The following is an 18,244-nucleotide window of genomic DNA, read 5'->3' on the forward strand; positions in this document are numbered from 1 at the left end:
CAGGGTGGTCGTCGACCGCGACAGTCAGGTAAAGATCGACTCACCGGCGCTGCGGCCGGATCGTGAGGACGACAGGCTCCCGACCGGCCGATCACCACCGTGCTTCTGCGTCTGCCTGGCGCCTCAGGACGTCGCACGACGCAGTTGCGCCCAGAGGTAGCCGGTCGCATCGTCTGCCACGCTGCGGGTCCCCGCGCCCGCGCCCGCGCCCGGCCAGGAGTGGCCGAGCCCGGTGATCACCGTCTTCACGACCCGCCGCCCTTCGGCGCAGTCCCACTTCTGTATCCGGGCGTCGCCGGCGGCGCCCGCGTGTCCGACGCCGATGCAGCGATCCGCCGTCCGAAACGGTGCCAGCGACTGGTCCACCGACGGAAAGCGGACGCCGGTGTCCGTCGTGACCCCAGCCGCCGGGATGCTCGTGTCCGCCGTGCCGTGGATCGCCACCACCGTCACCGGCCCCGGGTCGGCGCAGTCGACCATCACCGCCGCGGCCACCACCCCGACCCCGCTCAGATCGCCGGGTCGCAGACAGGCCCAGGCGTACGCCAGGATCCCGCCGTTGGAGAACCCGACGGCGTACACCTGCGATCCGAGACCGTCTGTGCTCCGCAGGGCCTGGACCAACGCGTGCAGGAAACCGACGTCGTCGGTCCCCAGCTCGCTGGCCGGCGCGCAGCACCGCCCGCCGTTCCAGGTGTTCTGGTAGCTCGGAAGCGTTCCCTCCGGATACACGACGACGAACCCCGCTCGGTCCGCGAGTGCGTCGAAGCCGAATGCCGCCTCCGCGTCGAGTGCGGTGGTGGCCGCCGGATGGAGCATGACGACGAGCGGGGCACCCTTCCGCGCGGAGCGGGGATGGTGGACGATCGCCGAGCGGGTGCCGTCCGAGGTGCGGAGGGTCACGACGCGCGTCGGCGTGCTCGAGCCGACCGTGTTCGCAGCGGAGCTGGTCGACGGCCCGGACGGATGCGGCGTGACGTCCGCGGCCGTGACACCGAGAGCGCCGGACGGCGCGCGCGCACTGCCCTCGACGACCGAGGTGCACGCGGCCGAGCAGGCCACCGCCAGGACGAGCACCCACAGGGACGACAGCCGGTTCACCGTCGCATTGCCGCGGACAGGGCGGGCGCGCTCGCTGTCTGCCCGCCCGGCACGAGCGCGCTCGCGGCTGCAGTGTCGATGAGGGCCATGAACTTCGACGGTAGGTATCCCACATTTCCGCTCGGTGCCGCGATCCGGCCGTGAGGTAACGAAAGGCTCACGCGTGCAGGCCGGACGCTGTGAACTCGGCCCGTCGGGCAATCCGTCCACGACAGCAACTCGGTCGCAGACGCCGCGACGACGTGTTCGGCCGCTCCTGTGCCCTCGAATGCCTTGGCGATATCGCGCCGCCTGCGTCGCTTCTCGCGTGCCGCCGGGATCGATCGTCGGCCTCCACCACCGACAGCCGTACCGGGACAGTGATCGTCATCGCACCGAGGACGCGGTGTGCGGCTCCACACCTCACCGAACGCGCGATTGTGAGGAAAAGTTGACGCCGCGGCCACAGTCCTGGACCGGTGCCGCAATGTGCCGACCGCACCGTTGCGCCACCGGACCGAGCGAGCCGCCGCACCGGCCGCCGACCGGCCCACACCGCAGACACCGGTTCCCGCCCAGGGGCCCGTCCAGTACCCGGCACGGACCGCCCGGGGAACCAGAGGGAGAAGCATGACCGAGAACCCGACTCGTCGCCCTGCGCGGGGTCCGAGCCGCCGCGGCTTCCTGGCCGGCTCCGCCGGCCTTGTGGCGGTCGCAGCCGCGGCCTGTTCCCCGTCCGGTAACAACTCGGCCGGTTCGTCGTCCGCCGCACCGGCGGCGTCGAACACCAACGCCGACTTCGAGTTGGCCAACGCCGGCGGCGTCCTGGGCTGGGCCGGCGTCGCCGTCATCGGTGCGGGTCAGAGCAACAAGCTGTTCATCATCGACGCCAAGTACCACAAGACCGTCACCACGATCTACAACCAGGTGCCCTACACCGAGCGGACCGATCCTGCGAAGTACCCGAACCTGCGCGACTCCCACGCGATCGTGTTCACCAAGGACTTCAAGCGGATGTTCACCGCCACCGCGTCGACCTACGCCCACTCCGTCGTCATCGAGTACGACCCGGTCACCTTGCTCGAGGTCGGCCGTGTCGACACGGGCACCGGGTCGCACCACCTCGCGCTGTCCCCGGACGACAAGTTCCTGTACGCGGCCAACCAGTACGGCGCCAGCCTCACGGTGATCGACACCGCCACGATGAAGCACGTCACCGACATCAAGGTCGGTCAAGGGCCGGACTACATCTCGCCGAGCATGTACTGGGACGGCAAGGCGATCGACACGAAGTACCTGTGGGTGACCGTCGACGGCGGCAAGACGCTCGCGGTCATCGACTGGAAGACCAACACCGTCGCGAAGCAGATCCCGATCCCGGCCACCGCCCACGGGATCAACCTGACGCCGGACGGAAAGTACGTCTGGATGGCCGGTCTCGCCTTCAAGGAGGTCTGGGTGATCGACAACAACACTCTCGAGGTGATCACCAAGCTGCCCATCCCCGGGTCGCCCATCCACATCAGCATCAGCCCGGACAGCAAGTACGCGTACGTCACCACGGCGGACAACCTGATTTACAAGGTCGACACGACCACGTATCAAACCCTTTGGCAGTCGAAGGGTACCGTCATCCCTGCCCACACCGGACTGAGCCCGGACGGCAAGGAGCTGTGGACCCTCAACCACGGCATGGACACCACCCGCTATCCCTACCTGCTCGGCGGCCAGCCGGTCGAAGGCGTGCAGATCTGGGAGACCGACGGCGGGAAGCTCATCGGTGAGATACCGATGGAGGCCATGCCGCACGAGATCCAGTTCGTGCCGTACTCGGCCTTCGGAACGCCCACGCCGCAGCAGGACATCAGCAACGGCGGTTCCACCGCCACAGCGTCGTCCGCGCCCTCGTCGCGGGCAGGGACGTGATCGACCCGCGCTGGTCACCGCCTCACCGAACTCGCAGGAGAAGAACGACATGACCCGTAACACGCTCGATCGCAGAACCGCTCTCGTCGGAGCTGCCGCACTGGCCGCGAGCGGCGCGCTGGTGGCCTGCGGTGGCAACGACAGCGCGAGCGGCGCGACCGGCACGTCGGCGCAGACCACCTACGCCGGGATCGGCGGAGCAGTGCCGTCCTCAGCAGCGGCGCCGGCAGCGGCGTCCGGCGCACTGGGCAAGACCGCCGATGTTCCCGTCGGAAGCGGGAAGATCTTCGCTGACGCGAAGGTCGTGGTGACACAGCCTGCCTCGGGCACGTTCAAGTGCTTCACCGCCGTGTGCACCCACCAGGGCTGCCTGGTCAGTCAGGTCACCGGTGACAACATCGTCTGCGGCTGTCACGGAAGCTCGTTCTCGATCAAGGACGGTTCGGTGACCAACGGTCCGGCGACCGAGCCGCTCAAGGAGGAGAAGGTCACCGTCTCCGGCGACGACCTGACTCTTGGCGCCTGATCCCGAGCGTCAACGTCCTGTCGGCTGGGAAGAAGGGCACGCTGGTGTTCGGAAGTGTCAACGGGCTGCCGGTGCATGCCCTGGTGCTGCATGCGGCCGTCGTGCTGGTCCCGGTGGCAGCCCTGGTGGCCATCGCCTTCGCGGTGCCCCGGTGGCGACGGGTGCTCCGCTGGCCGCTCGTCGCGCTGGCCGCGGTGTCGCTGGTCGTGGTGATCGTCGCGCGGCAGAGCGGTGAATCGCTGAGGGCATCCCTGGGGACCGGGCTTGCCAGCAGTGCGGCCGGCCCGCTGATCGCCGAGCACCAGACCGACAGCCTGCGACTGCTGATCGCGACGATCGTGCTGCTGGTGGTCGCCGTCGGGGCCTTCGTACTGCACTCGCGGCCCGCCCCACGATGGACGGGTGTCGGGACGTCGGTGCTGCTGGTGCTGGTGGCGGCAGCGGTCCTGTTCTTCACCTATCAGACCGGGGAGGCCGGCGCGAAGGCCGTCTGGAATCCCACGGGGACTCAGAAGTACTCCGGTTGATTCGGCCGCCAGCACCACAGCCCGAGCAGGAGCCTCCATGTCCGTTGCAGACTGCCGTCCACGACGGGGTCGACGAGGTGGCCTGCTGCTGCTTATCGCCGTTGCCGTGGCGTCGGTGTCCTCCTGCGGCGGCCCGTCGGGCGGTGCGTCCCCCTCGACGACCGGGGTGATCGGTCAGGTGTGCTGCGTGGTGCCGGTCGACGGCGGCGCCGCGCAGGTGGGTGGGGTGTCGACCTCCTACAACGGCTGGGACACCGCCATGATCGTCTGGCTGGCCCCGCACGACGCGGTGGCCGGCCAGATGGCGGGTCTGGCTGCCACCCGGTCGCGGAACAGCACCGTTCGAGCGATCGCCGCTGCGACCGACACCGAGACCCAGGACCGGTATCTGACGCTGTCCCGGTTCGCGACCGCGTGGGGGCAGCCTGCGCCGTCGACCGACCCGGATGCGGCGTCCGGACACGATCACGGCGGCGGCACCAGCGAGTCGACCAACATCGACCAGTTGCAGAAGGCGCCGGCGGCCGGCTTCGACAAGCTCTTCCTCACCCTGATGATCGGCCACCACAAAGCTGCGCTGCCGATCGCCCGGGCGGCCATCGACAACGGGACGAATCCCCAGGACAAGGCCTTCGCCGCGCAGGTGCTCTCCTCCCAGCAGGCGGAGATCACGCAGATGCAGAAGGCGTTGGCCGCCCTGTGACCCGAGCGGCCACTGGGGGACGACGGCTCCCGATCCGGGCAGTGCTCGTGCTGCTCGTCACGACAGTGGTGACTGTGGTCGCCGCGGTGCCGGCGTCCGCCCACGCAACGCTGCTCGAGACCACTCCGGGCGACACCTCCGTCGTCCGGACCGCACCGCTGGAGGTCGACCTGCGCTACGACCAGCCGGTGAGCACCGCGCTGGGCGCGGTGCGAGTGCTGGACCCGGGCGGCAACCGGGTGGACAGCGGAACGGTCGCACAGCGGGACGACGGGCGCATCGTGGTTGCCGCGCTGAAGCCGGACCTGCCTCACGGCACCTACACGGTGCTGTGGCGGGTGCTGTCGGCGGATGCACACACCATCTTCGGCGCCTCGACCTTCAGCGTCGGAGCGCCCAGCAGCACGTCCGTCGCGGACCAGGAGCTCGAGCAGGACGACGGGGGCCGCGCGGCTGAGATCGGCCTGGAGGCAAGCCGGGTACTGTCGTACGGCGGGATAGTCCTGCTGTTCGGCGTTCTCGCCTTCGTCGCCCTGCTGTGGCCGGCCGGTCGACAGCGCCGCGCGGTCCGGCGGCTGGTCGACATCGGTTGGTGGGCCACCGTGGCCGGGACCGTGACCGGCGTACTGCTGCAGGGCCCGTACGCGTCCGGCCGTCCGCTGTCGGCGGCGGTCGACCCGGACGTGCTCGGTCAGGTACTGGCCACCCGCTTCGGCCTCGCCGCGGTCGCTCGGCTGGTGCTCCTGCTCGGCATCGGGTACGTGATGCGCCGGTCGCGGCACGGTCGGGGCGCTGGCGCTTCCAGCGTGCTCGCCGGACTGGGACTTGCCGTGCTCGTGAGCATCTCCGTCGTCGGCCACTCCGGCAGCTCGGACCTCGCCGCGCTGGCCCTGCCGCTCGACGTGCTGCACATGGCCGCGGCGTCGGTCTGGCTGGGCGGCCTCACGGTCCTGGCGACGGTGCTGCTGCGCCGTCCTGACCCTGCCACGTCCGACGACCTCGCTCGGGTGCTACCTCGCTGGTCTGCGACCGCCGCCGGTTGTGTGCTCGTGCTCGTTGCCAGTGGCGCCTTCGCCGGCTGGCGGCAGATCCGCGAGTGGGGAGCGCTCACCGGTACCGGGTACGGGCGGTTGCTGATCGTCAAGTTCGGGCTGGTGGCCGGCATGGTGCTGTTCGGCGCACTGGGACGACAGCTCATCCAGCGGCGAATCCTGCACCCTGCACCGGGAGCCGTCGAGCCTGCCACCGAAGCCGAGCCGCTCCTTCTCGCCACCGGGACGGACACGGCGACTCTCGTTACGACATCGGAGAAGCCGGCACAGCTCTCGGCGGCCGTCCGCATCCTGCGCCGCAGCGTACTGTTCGAGGCGGTGCTCGCGGCAGCGGTCCTGGTCGTGGCCGCCATCCTCGTCGGTACTGCACCGGCGCGCGACAGCTACGTCCCCACCTTCACCGCGTCCGCGCCCGCGACGTCCTCCCTGACCGTCGACGTGTCGGTCGCGCCGGCCAAGTCGGGGCTCAACGACTTGCAGCTCACCTACACCGGTCCCGGTGGACGCCCGACGGACGTGGTGGCGGCGACCGCCCGCTGGACCCAGCAGGGTGGCGGTGACGCTGTCGTGCCGGTCACCCTGACCCGGTCGGGGCCCGGGAGGTACACCATCACCCGCGTCGCCCTGCCGGCCGCCGGTCAGTGGCAGCTGGCGGTCACCACCCAGTCGAGCGACATCGATTCCAGCACCGTTCTGTTCGACGTCCGCGTGCGCTGAGCGACATTCCGTCCGACCACCGACGAAAGGTCCGTCATGCCCTCCTCCCTCCGCCGGGCGCTCACCGTCGCCGGCGCCTCCACCCTGTTGATCCTGGGCCCGCTGGCCGGCGCCGCCTGGGCGCATGTCGGCGTGACCGCCACCGACCCGACATCAGGGGTGGAGTCGACGATCACCTTCCGGGTGCCGACGGAGAAGGACATCCCCACCACCCAGGTCGAGGTGGCACTGCCGACCGACACCCCGCTGACGTCGGTGCAGGTCGAGGCCAAGGACGGCTGGAAGGTCTCGCTCACGAAGTCTGCACCTGCGCAACCGTTGAAGAACGAGGAAGGCGAAGCGGTCTCCGAGATCGTCACCCGGATCATCTGGACGGCGACCGGTGACGGGATCGCGCCCGACGAGTTCGCCGACTTCTCCGTCTTCGCCGATCCGCTGCCGGACGCCGACCAGCTGACCTTCAAGGTGCTGCAGACCTACAGCGACAGAACAGTCGTCTCGTGGATCGAGGAGCAGGTCGCGGGCGGCCCGGAGCCGGACCATCCCGCTCCGGTGCTCAAGCTGGCCGCCGCGCCGGAGGTGGCAGCGGCCGGGACCGGGACGAGTGGAGCACCCGAGGAGAGCCCGCTGTCGACCGGGGCGGCGACGCCGACCGCTGCCACGGTGACGTCCACAGCGCCGGCCTCCGTCGCTGCAGAGTCGCCATCCGGAGACGGTGGTGCGCTCACCCTCGGCTGGATCAGCCTGGTGGTCGCTGTGTCGGCGCTGGTCGTGGCACTGCTCGCCGCGTTGCGCAGGCGGCGCCTGCCGAGCGCCTGACGGCTCCGGCAACCGAAGCACGCTGGAAGCTCGCCGGCGGAACCGGTCGACGGCCCGGTTCCGCCGGTGGACCCGACGCCGCCGGGGTCAGTAGCGCCCGGAGGTGTGTGGGTCGTACGCCAGCCGGTACCCGCGCTTGACCAGCGTCTGCACGATCTTCCCGTCACCGAGCGCGGACCGGAGCCGGCCGATCGCGGTCTCCAGCGCGTGCTCGTCCTCGACGGACAGGGCCTTGGCGAGACCGGCCCTGGACACCACGTGACCCGGGTGCTCGGCCAGCACCCGCATCACGGCCATCAACGTCGGCGGCAGCGGGCGGTACTGCCCGTCCACCACCACCCCCCGCCCGCGCACCGCGAGGTGATGGTGCGCGGCCACCATCCGCCGTTCCCGCCGCCGCGGCAGTTCCGTCTCGATCTCCCGGACCAGCGCTCCGAGCCGCGCCCTCTCCGGTTGCACGGTCGGAACTCCCGCGGTTGCCAGCGGTCCGGCAGTCACCGGGCCGACGGCCATCGCCGGCACCTCGCTGCGCATGGCCTCGAGCACCTCCGGATGGATGCCCAGAACGTCTGCCGTGCGCAGGAAACTCACCACTGCGGGTGCACTGGTGAAGGTGATCGCATCCACTTCGCGCGCCGCGACCATCCCACACAACCGACGCAGCGGGGCGGGATCGTCCGGGGCGCTCCACGCGTACACGCCGACATCGATCACCTCGGCGCCGGCGCTGCGCAGTGCCTGTGCCATGTCCGGCAACGGCTCGCCGTGCAGCTGGAGCGCGACACGCTTCCCGTGGAGGGGCATCTCCAGCATCTTCTCGAGCAGTTCACTCGAGGATTCGGAGGGCGGGGACCATTCGCCCGACAGGCCGGCAGCCCGCATGGCGCCCCTGGCCTTCGGTCCGCGCGCCAGCAGGGTGGCGCCGGACAGCCGGTCCAGCAGCGCATCGCCCAGTCCCCAACCATCCGCCGCCTCGATCCACCCGCGGAAACCGATACCGGTGGTCGCCACCACGTAGTCCGGCGGCTCGACCAGACACGTCCGGGTCGCCTGGTAGAGATCCTTGTCGTCGACCAACGGCCCGATCTGGATGGCGGGACCGTGCACGACGGTGGCACCACGCCGGGACAACGCGGATGCGAATTCCTCCTTGCGGCGCGCGGCCGTGATCCCGATCACGAATCCGGCGAGCGGCGGCACGTCCGGGCTGGGAACGGTCATCCCGACAGCGTTCGCCTCGGCCGTCACTGGGGTGGGTCCGTGAGGTAAACGAGAGATGACGAGGCCGGGACTGCACTCTCCGAAACAGGCTGTCCACCCAGCTGGTCCAGCGGCTCACACCTGCGAGGCCCCGGGTGTGCGGACAACACAACCGAACGGTTACGCCGCGGATACGCCGTCACACCGTCCGGCCGGAACGCTGTTCTTCGAAAGCCCGCGCGGTCCGGTCGGCTCCCGCCGCGGCAGGCGCTCCGTGCGTATCCACCGTGCCGTCCGCCGGCCCGAACCAGTCCAGGAGGACATCGAGATGAGTTCTACCACACAGGAACTGCCGCACTCCGGGGCGGCACCGGGAGCAGGGGTCCGCGGTCGCTCGAAGCTGGGTGGCCGCTGGATCGACGACTGGCGCCCCGAGGATCCCGCCTTCTGGTCGTCCATCGGCCGCCGGGTCGCCAACCGCAACCTCTGGTTCTCGGTCGCGACCGAGCACATCGGTTTTTCGGTGTGGAGCCTGTGGTCGGTGATGGTTCTGTTCATGGGCCCGACGTACCACGTGGACGCGGCCGGCAAGTTCCTGTTGACCGCCCTGCCGACCCTGGTCGGCTCGGTGTTGCGGATCCCCTACACCTTCGCCGTGGCACGGTTCGGCGGCCGCAACTTCACGATCGCCAGTGCCCTGCTGCTGCTGATCCCCTGCATCTTCATCGCCGTCGTGATGTCGCCGGGGGTCTCGTACTCCACGCTGTTGATCGCCGCAGCGACAGCAGGTGTCGGCGGCGGCAACTTCGCCTCGTCGATGACGAACATCAACTCCTTCTACCCGGCCAAGGAGAAGGGATGGGCCCTCGGCCTGAACGCCGGCGGCGGCAACCTGGGTGTCGCGGTGGTGCAGCTCGTTGCGCTGCTGGTGCTGGCCACCGCCGGTGCGTCCCACCCGAGGGTGATGGTGGCGATCTACATCCCGCTGATCGTCCTCGGCGCGCTCGGCGCGGCGCTGACCATGGACAACCTGACCGTCGCCAGCAACGCGAAGGGCGCCATGCGCCGGGTGTCGAAGGACGCGCACACCTGGATCATCGCGCTCCTCTACATCGGGACCTTCGGTTCGTTCATCGGCTTCGGCTTCGCCTTCGGCCAAGTGCTGCAGGTGCAGTTCACCGGCACGTTCTCCACCCCGGTCAAGGCCGCGTACCTGACCTTCCTCGGACCGCTGATCGGTTCGCTGATCCGTCCGGTGGGCGGCAGGCTCGCCGACCGCTTCGGCGGCGCCAGCGTCAGCTTCTTCAATTTCGTGCTGATGGCAGTCTCGACTGCGGTCGTCCTGGGCGGGTCGCTGTCCAAGTCGCTACCGGTGTACCTGATCGGCTTCGTCCTGCTGTTCGCCTTCTCCGGCGTGGGCAACGGTTCCGTGTACAAGATGATCCCGGCCATCTTCCGGTCGAAGGCATCCCGCAAGGTCGCCGCCGGTGCGGAGCCGGGACAGACCCACGCCGAGGCCCACCGACTCTCCGGTGCGCTGATCGGTATCGCCGGTGCCATCGGCGCCTTCGGCGGCGTGCTGGTGAACCTGGCCTTCCGGTCCTCGTTCCTTGCCTACAAGAACGCGAACGCCGCGTTCGTCGCCTTCATCGCCTTCTACGTGCTCTGCCTGGTGGTGACCTGGGCGGTGTACCTGCGCCGGTCCCCTGCCCGGCTCGAGGGTGTCTGAGTCCGACCGGACGGACGCTGTGCGCGACGACACCAGGGGCAGCGGGTCCGGCCATCCGGACCTGCTGCCCCTGCACCTACTGCTGGTCGGTCGTCCGGTCACGGCGGTCGGCGGCGGCCCGGCGGCGGCCCGCAAGGTGACCGCCTTGCTCGACGCGGGCGCCGAGGTACTGGTCGTGGCACCGGAGCTGTGCGAGGACCTGACCGATCTGCACGACACCGGCGAGATCCGCTGGATCGCCGCTGAGTTCACGGCGGACCTGCTCGACGGCGCCTGGCTGGCCGTGACCGCCACCGGATCCCCCGACGTCGACGCTGCGGTGTCGGTCGCGGCCGAGGAGCGGCGGATCTTCTGCATCCGGGCCGACTCGGGGACGGCCGGCAGCGCCCGGATGCCGGCCGTGCTGCGCCGGGACGACCTGCTGATCGGAGTGTCCTCCCGGGGAGCGCCCGACCCTCGGCGGGTCGCGGTCGCCCGCAGCGCCCTGGCCACCGCGCTGGACACCGGCCGGATCCCGATGCGGCGGCACCGTCCCGGCCCCGGTCGGGTGGTGCTGGTCGGCGGCGGTCCTGGGGAGCCCGGGCTGCTGACCGTCCGGGGCCGGCAGGAGCTCGCCGCCGCCGACGTGGTGGTGGTGGACCGGCTCGCCCCCCGCGAGGTGCTGGCGGACCTGGACCCCGCGGTCCGGGTCATCGAGGTCGGGAAGGCCCCGGGGATGCACCCCGTTCCGCAGCACCGGATCAACGAGATGCTCGTGCAGGAAGCGCGATCCGGTGCTCGCGTGGTGCGGTTGAAGGGAGGTGATCCGTTCGTCTTCGGACGTGGCGCGGAAGAGGTCGCCGCCTGCCGGGAGGCCGGAATCGACGTCACAGTGGTACCGGGGGTGAGCAGCGCCCTCGCGGTGCCCGCGTTGGCAGGGATCGCGGTCACCACCCGTGGGCTCTCCCGCGAGGTCACCGTGGTGTCGGGCCACGAACTGCCGGTGGCCGGGGATCCGCGCTGGACGGCCTGGGCCGGCACCGCCACCCTGGTGGTGCTCATGGGCGTCGGCACGCTCGGCAATCTCGCGCGGGGCCTGAGAAGCGCCGGCGCCGCTCCGGACCGTCCGGTCGCCGTCATCGAGCGCGGTGGGTTGCCAGGACAGCGTGTCCTGCGGGGCACGCTCGCCGACATCGCCGAAGGCGTCGACACGGCGGCGATGCGAGCGCCGTCGGTGATCGTCGTCGGCGACGTCGCCGCGCTCACGGCCGGTGATCCCAGTCTGTGCGGACACCGCAACCCGCGGGAAACCGATCGGTGACCGTGCCGTCGGCGGGACTGCAGAGCATGGGCGGCGTGCCGGTTGCCGTCCCCACCCACTGCCCGTACTGCTCGTTGCAGTGCGGCATCGAACTCTCGCCGGCCTCCGACCAGGATCGCGGACGCATCCCGCTCCGGCTCGCCTCGCAGACGGACTTCCCGACCAACCGGGGTGGGCTCTGCGCCAAGGGTTGGACCGCCGCAGAGCTGCTCGCCGATCCGGAACGGCTGCTCACACCGCTGGTGCGCAGCGAGGCGGGCAACCGTCGCAGCCCCCTGCGCCCCGCGACCTGGGAAGAGGCTCTCGGGTACGTGGCCGATCGGATCCTCACCCTGCAGGCGGAGTCCGGCCGGGATTCCATCGGCTGCTTCGGCGGTGGTGGGTTGACCAACGAGAAGGCCTACGCCTTCGGAAAGTTCGCGCGGGTGGCGTTACGGACAAGCGCGATCGACTACAACGGCCGGTTCTGCATGTCGTCGGCGGCGTCCGCGGGCAACAAGGCCTTCGGCATCGACCGCGGGCTGCCCTTTCCGCTCACCGATCTGGCCGGGGCAGACCTGGTGGTGCTGGTCGGCAGCAACCCTGCCGACACCATGCCACCGGCCATGCAACACCTCGACCCCGCCAAGTTCGTGGTCATCGACCCGCGCCGCACCGCGACGGCGGCCAACGCCGCGCTCCACCTCGCTCCCCGGCCCGGCACGGATCTGGCACTGGCGAACGGGTTGCTGCATCTCGCGATCCGGGAGGACCTGGTCGACCTCGAGTACATCCGCACCCGCACCTCGGGTTTCGAAGCGGTCCGGGCGAGGGTCGCCTCGGCGTGGCCGGATCGGGTCGAGTCGATCACGGGTGTGGCCACCGCGGACCTCCGGTCGCTCATCCACCAGTTGGCGCGGGCGGGCTCCGCGATCGTCCTCACCGCGCGGGGCGCGGAACAGCACCGCAACGGCACCGACACGGCGCAGGCCTGGATCAATCTGGCACTGGCCCTCGGGCTGCCGGGGCGACCGTTCTCCGGGTACGGCACCATCACCGGGCAGGGCAACGGTCAGGGTGGTCGCGAGCACGGCCAGAAGGCGGATCAGCTCCCCGGGTACCGCCGGCTCGACGACCCCGCGGCCCGCGCGCACGTCGCCGGCGTTTGGGGGATCGACCCCGACGAGCTGCCCCAGCCGGGTCTGTCGGCGTTCGAGATGCTGGACCGGATCGGTCGTCCCGGCGGCGTGCGGGCGCTGCTGGTGCTGGCCTCCAACATCGTCGTCTCCGCGCCGGACGCCAATCGCATCGCGGACCGGCTCGCCGCGCTCGACCTGCTGGTGGTGTCGGACATCTTCCTCTCCGAGACCGCGGCGCTGGCGGACGTGGTGCTGCCCACCACCCAATGGGCCGAGGAGGAGGGCACGATGACGAACCTCGAGGGTCGTGTCCTGCGCCGCCGACAGGCTATCGAGCCGCCCGGGCAGGCCCGCAGTGATCTGCGTATCCTCGCCGACCTGGCGACGGCACTCGGCCGGGGTCGGTACTTCTCAGCGGACCCGCGCACGATGTACGACGAGCTGCGTCGGGCCAGCGCCGGAGGCATCGCCGACTACGCCGGGATCACCTGGGAGCGGATCGAAGCCGAGCAGGGCGTGTTCTGGCCCTGCCCGACCCTCGCACACCCCGGGACGCCTCGACTGTTCACGGACGGCTTTCCGACGCCGGATGGCCGGGCCCGCTTCATACCCGTCGACCACCGGCCGCCCGCGGAGAATCCGGACCGGGACTTCCCCTACGTGCTGACCACAGGCCGGACCTCGACCCAGTACCAGAGTGGCAGCCAGACCAGACGGATCGGCGCACTGGACGGCGCCGGACCGGTCGCGCAGTTGCACCGAGATCTGGCTCGGAGCAACGGTATTGCGCAGGACGACATGGTGCGCCTCCGGACCCGTCGCGGCAGCGCCACGTTCCGCGCCGTCCTGGACGACAGCATCCGCCCCGACACGGTCTTCGTGCCGTTCCACTACGGTGGTGCCTCGACGGCCAATGCGCTCACCGACCCGGCGCTCGATCCGTCGTCACGGATGCCCGCGTTCAAGGCGTGCGCAGTCGCGGTCGAACGAGCGGGCGGTCCGGACGACGTGCACCTGATGACCACCCGTCCGGCGGCGCTGCCACAGCGCCCGGTGGTGCTGCCGACGCCACCCGCTCCGACCGGCTCCGCCACCCGACGCACCACCGTCCGCCAGCCGTCCCATCGGAAGGACCGCGCCATGTCCAGCAAGAACCATTTCCTGCAGGGGGTCCGGGATTTCGTCGGACACGGTCTGGACAAACCGGAGCCGCTCGGCCCCGAGTTCCGGTTCGAGGTGCCCGACGGCTCGGTGGCCCAGGTGCTGTACTTCCGGGGCGGCAACTCCGGGGCCGAGCTGATCGCGGTCGTGCTCCTCCGCGACGGCGTCCCGATGCGGTACTTCCCGATCGGTGCCCGGTCGGACACGCACGTCCCGCTCCGGGTGCTGGAGGACATCGACGGCGGCGCGGCTCTGGAACTGCAGGTGGCCGCTCCCATCGGCGCCACCGGCAGCGTGGTCGTCGATTTCGGTCTGGTGGAGGTCTGAGATGTCCGAGATCTCGGCGACACGCCGCCGGCTGGTGGTCATCGGCAACGGCATGGCCGGTGCCCGGACCGTGGAGGAGGTCCTGGAGCGCAGCGGTCCGGAACGCTTCGAGGTGACGATGATCGGCAGCGAACCGTACGGCAACTACAACCGCATCCTGCTGTCGCACCTGCTGGCCGGCGAGGAGGCCGACGGCGACATCTATCTCAACCCGACGGAATGGTACGAGTCCCACGGCGTCCGGTTGCTGTCCGGAGTCACCGCCACCCGGATCGATCGATACGCCAAGCTGGTGAACACCGACGACCCGACCACCCCGACGGTGCGCTACGACCAGCTCGTCATCGCCACCGGCAGCACCTCCTTCCTACCGACGATGGAGGGGATGTACACCGACGACGGAGCTTTCGTCGCCGGTGTCTTCCCGTTCCGGACGCTGGACGACACCCGGGGGATGATCGCGTACGCCCGGCACGACCACTCCACGCGGGCCGTGGTGATCGGCGGCGGTCTGCTCGGACTGGAGGCAGCCCGCGGTCTCCAGTCCCACGGCCTGTCCGTCGACGTGGTGCACGCCGGTACGCATCTGATGAGCGCCCAGATCGGTCCGGACGCCGGTGCCGTGCTGCAGCGCAGTGTCGATCGACTCGGCATTGGTGTCCACCTGCGAGCCCGCACCACCGCACTCCTGGGCAGCGAGCGGATCACCGGGATACGGCTGCAGGACGGGACCGAGCTGCCCTGCGACATGGTGGTCATCGCGGCCGGCATCCGGCCCAACGTCGAGTTGGCCAGCAGGTCCGGGTTCACTGTCGAACGAGCGATCGTGGTGGACGATGCGATGCGCACCCTCGACGACGACGACGTGTACGCCGTCGGCGAGTGCGTCCAGCACCGTGGTGAGGTCTACGGTCTCGTGGCGCCGGTCTGGGAACAGGCAGTGGTGCTGGCCGACGTGTTGACCGGCGCGGATCCGACGGCGGCCTACCACGGGTCCCGGACGTCGACGAAGCTGAAGGTGGCCGGCGTCCCGGTGGCCGCGATGGGTCTGCAGGCCCCCGAGCGGGACACCGACGAACACCTCGTGTTCGCCGAACCGCGGCGCGGCATCTACAGGTCGCTGGTCATTCGTGACGACAAGTTGGTCGGCGCCACGGTCGTCGGGGACGAGTCGAAGGTCGCCTTTCTGACCCAGGCCTACGACCGGGGCATGCCGTTGCCGGAGGAGCGGCTGCGCATGATGTTCGACCTGGCCGACGGCGGTGGCGACGTCGCCGTCGAGGATCTGCCGGACGACTTGCAGGTCTGCAACTGCAACGGGGTGGACAAGGGCGCACTGGTGCATGCGGTGCAGGACGGTTGCACCACCGTCCAGTCGGTGATGGACCGGACGCGAGCGGGCAAAGGGTGCGGTTCGTGCAAGGTGCAGGTGTGCGCGATCGTCGAGTGGGCCGCCGGCGGCGCGTTGACCGTGGACCCGTCGGCGAACTGGTACGTCCCCGGCATTCCGCTGGACAAGCCCGCGCTGATGGCCGCGATCCGGGCGCAGCACCTGACGAGCGTGTCGGCCGTGTTCGCCGCGCTGGCCCCGGCAGGTGCGGAGGACGCGAGGTCGAAAATGGCCTTGGCGTCCCTGCTGAAGATGATGTGGGACGACGAATACGTCGACGAGCGCGACGCGAGGTTCATCAACGACCGCGTGCACGCCAACATCCAGCGCGACGGCACCTTCTCGGTGGTGCCGCAGATGCGCGGCGGCGTCACCACACCGGATCAGCTGCGCAGGATCGCCGACGTCGCCGAGAAGTTCGACGCCAAGTTGGTGAAGCTCACCGGCGGTCAGCGCATCGACCTGCTCGGCATCCGCAAGGAGGACCTGCCGCAGGTGTGGGCCGATCTTGGGATGCCGTCCGGATACGCGTACGGCAAGAGTTTCCGAACCGTGAAGACCTGCGTCGGCCAGGACTTCTGCAGGTTCGGCGTCGGGGATTCGACCCAGCTCGGCATCGACATCGAGACCCGCTACCAAGGACTGGAGTCGCCGGCGAAGCTCAAACTGGCGGTGTCCGGCTGCCCCCGCAACTGTGCCGAATCCTACGTCAAGGACATCGGGGTCGTGGCGATCGAGGGTGGACGCTGGGAGGTCTACGTCGGTGGCGCCGCCGGCGCGCACATCCGCAAGGGCGACCTGCTCTGCACGGTCGACAACCCGGAGACCGCGGTGACCATAGTGGGCAGATTCATCCAGTACTACCGGGAGAATGCCAACTGGCTCGAGCGGACGTACTCGTTCGTACCACGAGTCGGACTCGAACGACTGCAGGCGATTCTCGTGGACGACAGCGACGGCATCGCTGCCGACCTCGACGAGGCGGTGGCGCGATCCGTCGCGGCCTACCAGGATCCGTGGCAGCAGGATGCCGCGGCCCCGGCGACAAGCGGCCAGTTCCGGACGTCGCTGCCGCTCGAGGTCCTGCCGAAGGTGCCGGTTCGATGACCGCGGCGACCACCGTCAATCTCGGCCCGGTGGACCAGATCCCCCTGGCGGAAGGGCGTGCCTTCGCGGTCGACGGGCGCCAGATCGCAGTGTTCCGATTGCGCGACGGCACCGTCCGGGCGCTGGACGCGGTGTGTCCGCACCGCGGCGGGCCTCTCGCCGACGGCCAGCTCGACGCCGAGGTGGTGTTGTGCCCGCTGCACATGAACGCCTACCGGTTGGCCGACGGCTGCTCGACGACCGGTCAGCCGCCGGTGGCCGCGTACCAGGTCACCGTCGACGACCACGGGGATCTGCGGGTGCAGATCGGCTGATCAACCGGACGGTCGGGCGTTCATCCGGCGCCGCAGGAGGCGGCGTCCCCGCCGTCGGTGTGGCCCGTCCCGATCGCCTGCCCGCCCCGCAGGGGTGACGCGGGACGCCGGAGCTCGACAGCTCGCAGGCCCGTTCGGCGTGACGCACTCGAGACCGTCAGGGCTCGACAGCGCCGACCGCCGTCATGCTCGACAGGGCACCGGCTGCGCTCCCCGCGCGGGGCCTCCAGCTCCCCGATGTAGGCGGTCGTCGCGCCGGTGACCTGCCGGCCGAGATGCCGGAGACGAAGCGCCCCACGAAGAGCCAGACCAGGCTGTCGGTGGTGACGAAGACCAGCCCGGACAGCGCGGAGAAGGCGATCGCCGCGAGCACTACGGCCCGGCGGCCGACGTGGTCGGAGAGCCGGCCGAACACCTGCAGGGTGCCGAGCACGCCGACCGCGTACACCGCGTAGATCACCGTGACGGTCAGCGGCGACAGCGACAGGCGGGCCGAGTAGATCGCGTACAGCGGGGTCGGCAGCGTCGTGGAGACCATGACCGCGGTGAACAGGTACGTCACCAGGAGGCTGTGCCGGCTGCCCGGTCGCGCCGCCGACGGATCCGCGGTGTCGCTCTCCCTGCTCACCCGGTCACGCTAGCCCGGAGCGGATCCCCGGTCCGGAGCCGGCGTCCCGACTCACGGACCGGGCTGCCGGTCCCCTCGACCACCGCCCTCGACGATCCGCTTGATCGCGGCGAGGGTCTTCGGGATCCCGTCGAGCGCCTGCCGGGTCCGGTCCAGGATGTGCTCGTCCGCCCGGTCCCCGTGCCTCTCCCGGAACCGGGCGATCCCGGCCGGGAGGAACTCCCAGGACTCGGTCAGCGAGGTTCCCCGGTCCGCGGGGGCGAGCCGGAATCCCCACCGGACCAGGGTGCCGCCGACCACCCAGGCGAACTCGCGACCGCGGTCGGCGACCGCGACCTGGGAACGCGTCTCCCACACCCGGTCGGCCCACTCGTTGCGCCCGGTGAACCACGCACCGACCTGCCCTGCGGTGGCCTCGTCGTCCCACCGGCACGACCGGCACACCGGGCTCCACTCGCCGGTGCGGGGGACGTCCGAAACGACGTCGTACACCGCTTGCGCCGGTGCCAGGACGACGATGGACTCCTCGTGACTGCGGACGCTGGTGTCGCTCACCGGCTCAGCGTCGCAGAGCCCGCCACCGCGCCCGCCGGGGGTCCTGCGTGAGCCGGCAGGGCACG

15 protein-coding genes are annotated in these 18,244 nt (G+C 70.4%); 11 read left to right on the forward strand and 4 right to left on the reverse strand.

Translation table 11 applies throughout. The features are described from left to right. Nucleotides 1-123: 123 nt before the first annotated feature. Complete coding sequence (locus IEY37_RS03520; protein ID WP_188940041.1) at nucleotides 124-1,311, reverse strand: CE1 family esterase; 1,188 nt, start codon at nucleotides 1,309-1,311, stop codon at nucleotides 124-126. A gap of 399 nt (nucleotides 1,312-1,710) precedes the next feature. Between IEY37_RS03520 and IEY37_RS03525 the strand changes: the two genes are divergently transcribed. The 6 genes from IEY37_RS03525 (at nucleotide 1,711) to IEY37_RS03550 (ending at nucleotide 7,350) form a co-directional block, all read left to right on the forward strand. After that, on the forward strand, nucleotides 1,711-3,006 hold the full coding sequence (locus IEY37_RS03525) for a YncE family protein (protein ID WP_188940042.1): 1,296 nt from the start codon (nucleotides 1,711-1,713) through the stop codon (nucleotides 3,004-3,006). Between the two features lie 49 nt (nucleotides 3,007-3,055). Then, on the forward strand, nucleotides 3,056-3,532 hold the full coding sequence (locus tag IEY37_RS03530; RefSeq protein WP_188940043.1) for a Rieske (2Fe-2S) protein: 477 nt from the start codon (nucleotides 3,056-3,058) through the stop codon (nucleotides 3,530-3,532). Nucleotides 3,533-3,576: 44 nt separating this feature from the next. Further along, complete coding sequence (locus IEY37_RS03535) at nucleotides 3,577-4,059, forward strand: DUF2231 domain-containing protein (protein WP_188940044.1); 483 nt, start codon at nucleotides 3,577-3,579, stop codon at nucleotides 4,057-4,059. A 106-nt stretch (nucleotides 4,060-4,165) separates the two neighbouring features. Beyond that, complete coding sequence (locus IEY37_RS03540) at nucleotides 4,166-4,762, forward strand: DUF305 domain-containing protein (RefSeq protein ID WP_188940045.1); 597 nt, start codon at nucleotides 4,166-4,168, stop codon at nucleotides 4,760-4,762. Nucleotides 4,763-4,836: 74 nt separating this feature from the next. Then, nucleotides 4,837-6,531 carry a copper resistance CopC/CopD family protein gene (locus IEY37_RS03545; protein ID WP_188940046.1) on the forward strand — a complete coding sequence of 565 codons (1,695 nt, stop codon included), beginning with the start codon at nucleotides 4,837-4,839 and terminating at the stop codon, nucleotides 6,529-6,531. Between the two features lie 36 nt (nucleotides 6,532-6,567). Next, nucleotides 6,568-7,350 (forward strand): YcnI family copper-binding membrane protein, encoded by a 783-nt coding sequence (locus tag IEY37_RS03550; RefSeq protein WP_188940047.1) that lies wholly within the window; start codon nucleotides 6,568-6,570, stop codon nucleotides 7,348-7,350. An 87-nt stretch (nucleotides 7,351-7,437) separates the two neighbouring features. On the opposite strand, the gene IEY37_RS03555 is transcribed toward IEY37_RS03550, so the two are convergent. Then, complete coding sequence (locus tag IEY37_RS03555) at nucleotides 7,438-8,571, reverse strand: uroporphyrinogen-III synthase (RefSeq protein WP_188940048.1); 1,134 nt, start codon at nucleotides 8,569-8,571, stop codon at nucleotides 7,438-7,440. A gap of 307 nt (nucleotides 8,572-8,878) precedes the next feature. Here IEY37_RS03555 and IEY37_RS03560 point away from each other — a divergent pair, with 307 nt between their 5' ends. Genes IEY37_RS03560 through IEY37_RS03580 form a run of 5 tightly spaced genes read left to right on the forward strand, consistent with a single transcriptional unit; the run spans nucleotide 8,879 to nucleotide 16,996 of the window. Then, nucleotides 8,879-10,279, forward strand: coding sequence for an MFS transporter (locus tag IEY37_RS03560; protein WP_188940049.1), 1,401 nt, complete (start codon nucleotides 8,879-8,881; stop codon nucleotides 10,277-10,279). After that, entirely contained in the window at nucleotides 10,272-11,579 is a 1,308-nt protein-coding gene (gene cobA, locus IEY37_RS03565; RefSeq protein WP_229673722.1) for a uroporphyrinogen-III C-methyltransferase, read from the forward strand. Before IEY37_RS03560 ends, cobA begins: the two co-directional genes overlap by 8 nt. Nucleotides 11,580-11,605: 26 nt before the next feature. Then, complete coding sequence (locus IEY37_RS03570; RefSeq protein WP_188940212.1) at nucleotides 11,606-14,185, forward strand: molybdopterin oxidoreductase family protein; 2,580 nt, start codon at nucleotides 11,606-11,608, stop codon at nucleotides 14,183-14,185. Nucleotide 14,186: 1 nt separating this feature from the next. Continuing rightward, nucleotides 14,187-16,682 carry a nitrite reductase large subunit NirB gene (gene nirB / locus IEY37_RS03575; protein WP_188940050.1) on the forward strand — a complete coding sequence of 832 codons (2,496 nt, stop codon included), beginning with the start codon at nucleotides 14,187-14,189 and terminating at the stop codon, nucleotides 16,680-16,682. Continuing rightward, nucleotides 16,679-16,996, forward strand: coding sequence for a Rieske (2Fe-2S) protein (locus IEY37_RS03580; RefSeq protein WP_188940051.1), 318 nt, complete (start codon nucleotides 16,679-16,681; stop codon nucleotides 16,994-16,996). Before nirB ends, IEY37_RS03580 begins: the two co-directional genes overlap by 4 nt. A gap of 157 nt (nucleotides 16,997-17,153) precedes the next feature. On the opposite strand, the gene IEY37_RS03585 is transcribed toward IEY37_RS03580, so the two are convergent. Both IEY37_RS03585 and IEY37_RS03590 read right to left on the reverse strand, forming a co-directional pair. Further along, complete coding sequence (locus IEY37_RS03585; protein ID WP_188940052.1) at nucleotides 17,154-17,624, reverse strand: MFS transporter; 471 nt, start codon at nucleotides 17,622-17,624, stop codon at nucleotides 17,154-17,156. Nucleotides 17,625-17,675: 51 nt separating this feature from the next. After that, entirely contained in the window at nucleotides 17,676-18,179 is a 504-nt protein-coding gene (locus tag IEY37_RS03590) for an SRPBCC family protein (RefSeq protein ID WP_229673726.1), read from the reverse strand. Between the last annotated feature and the right edge of the window lie 65 nt (nucleotides 18,180-18,244).

This window comes from Nakamurella endophytica, assembly GCF_014646215.1.
Taxonomy (GTDB): domain Bacteria; phylum Actinomycetota; class Actinomycetes; order Mycobacteriales; family Nakamurellaceae; genus Nakamurella; species Nakamurella endophytica.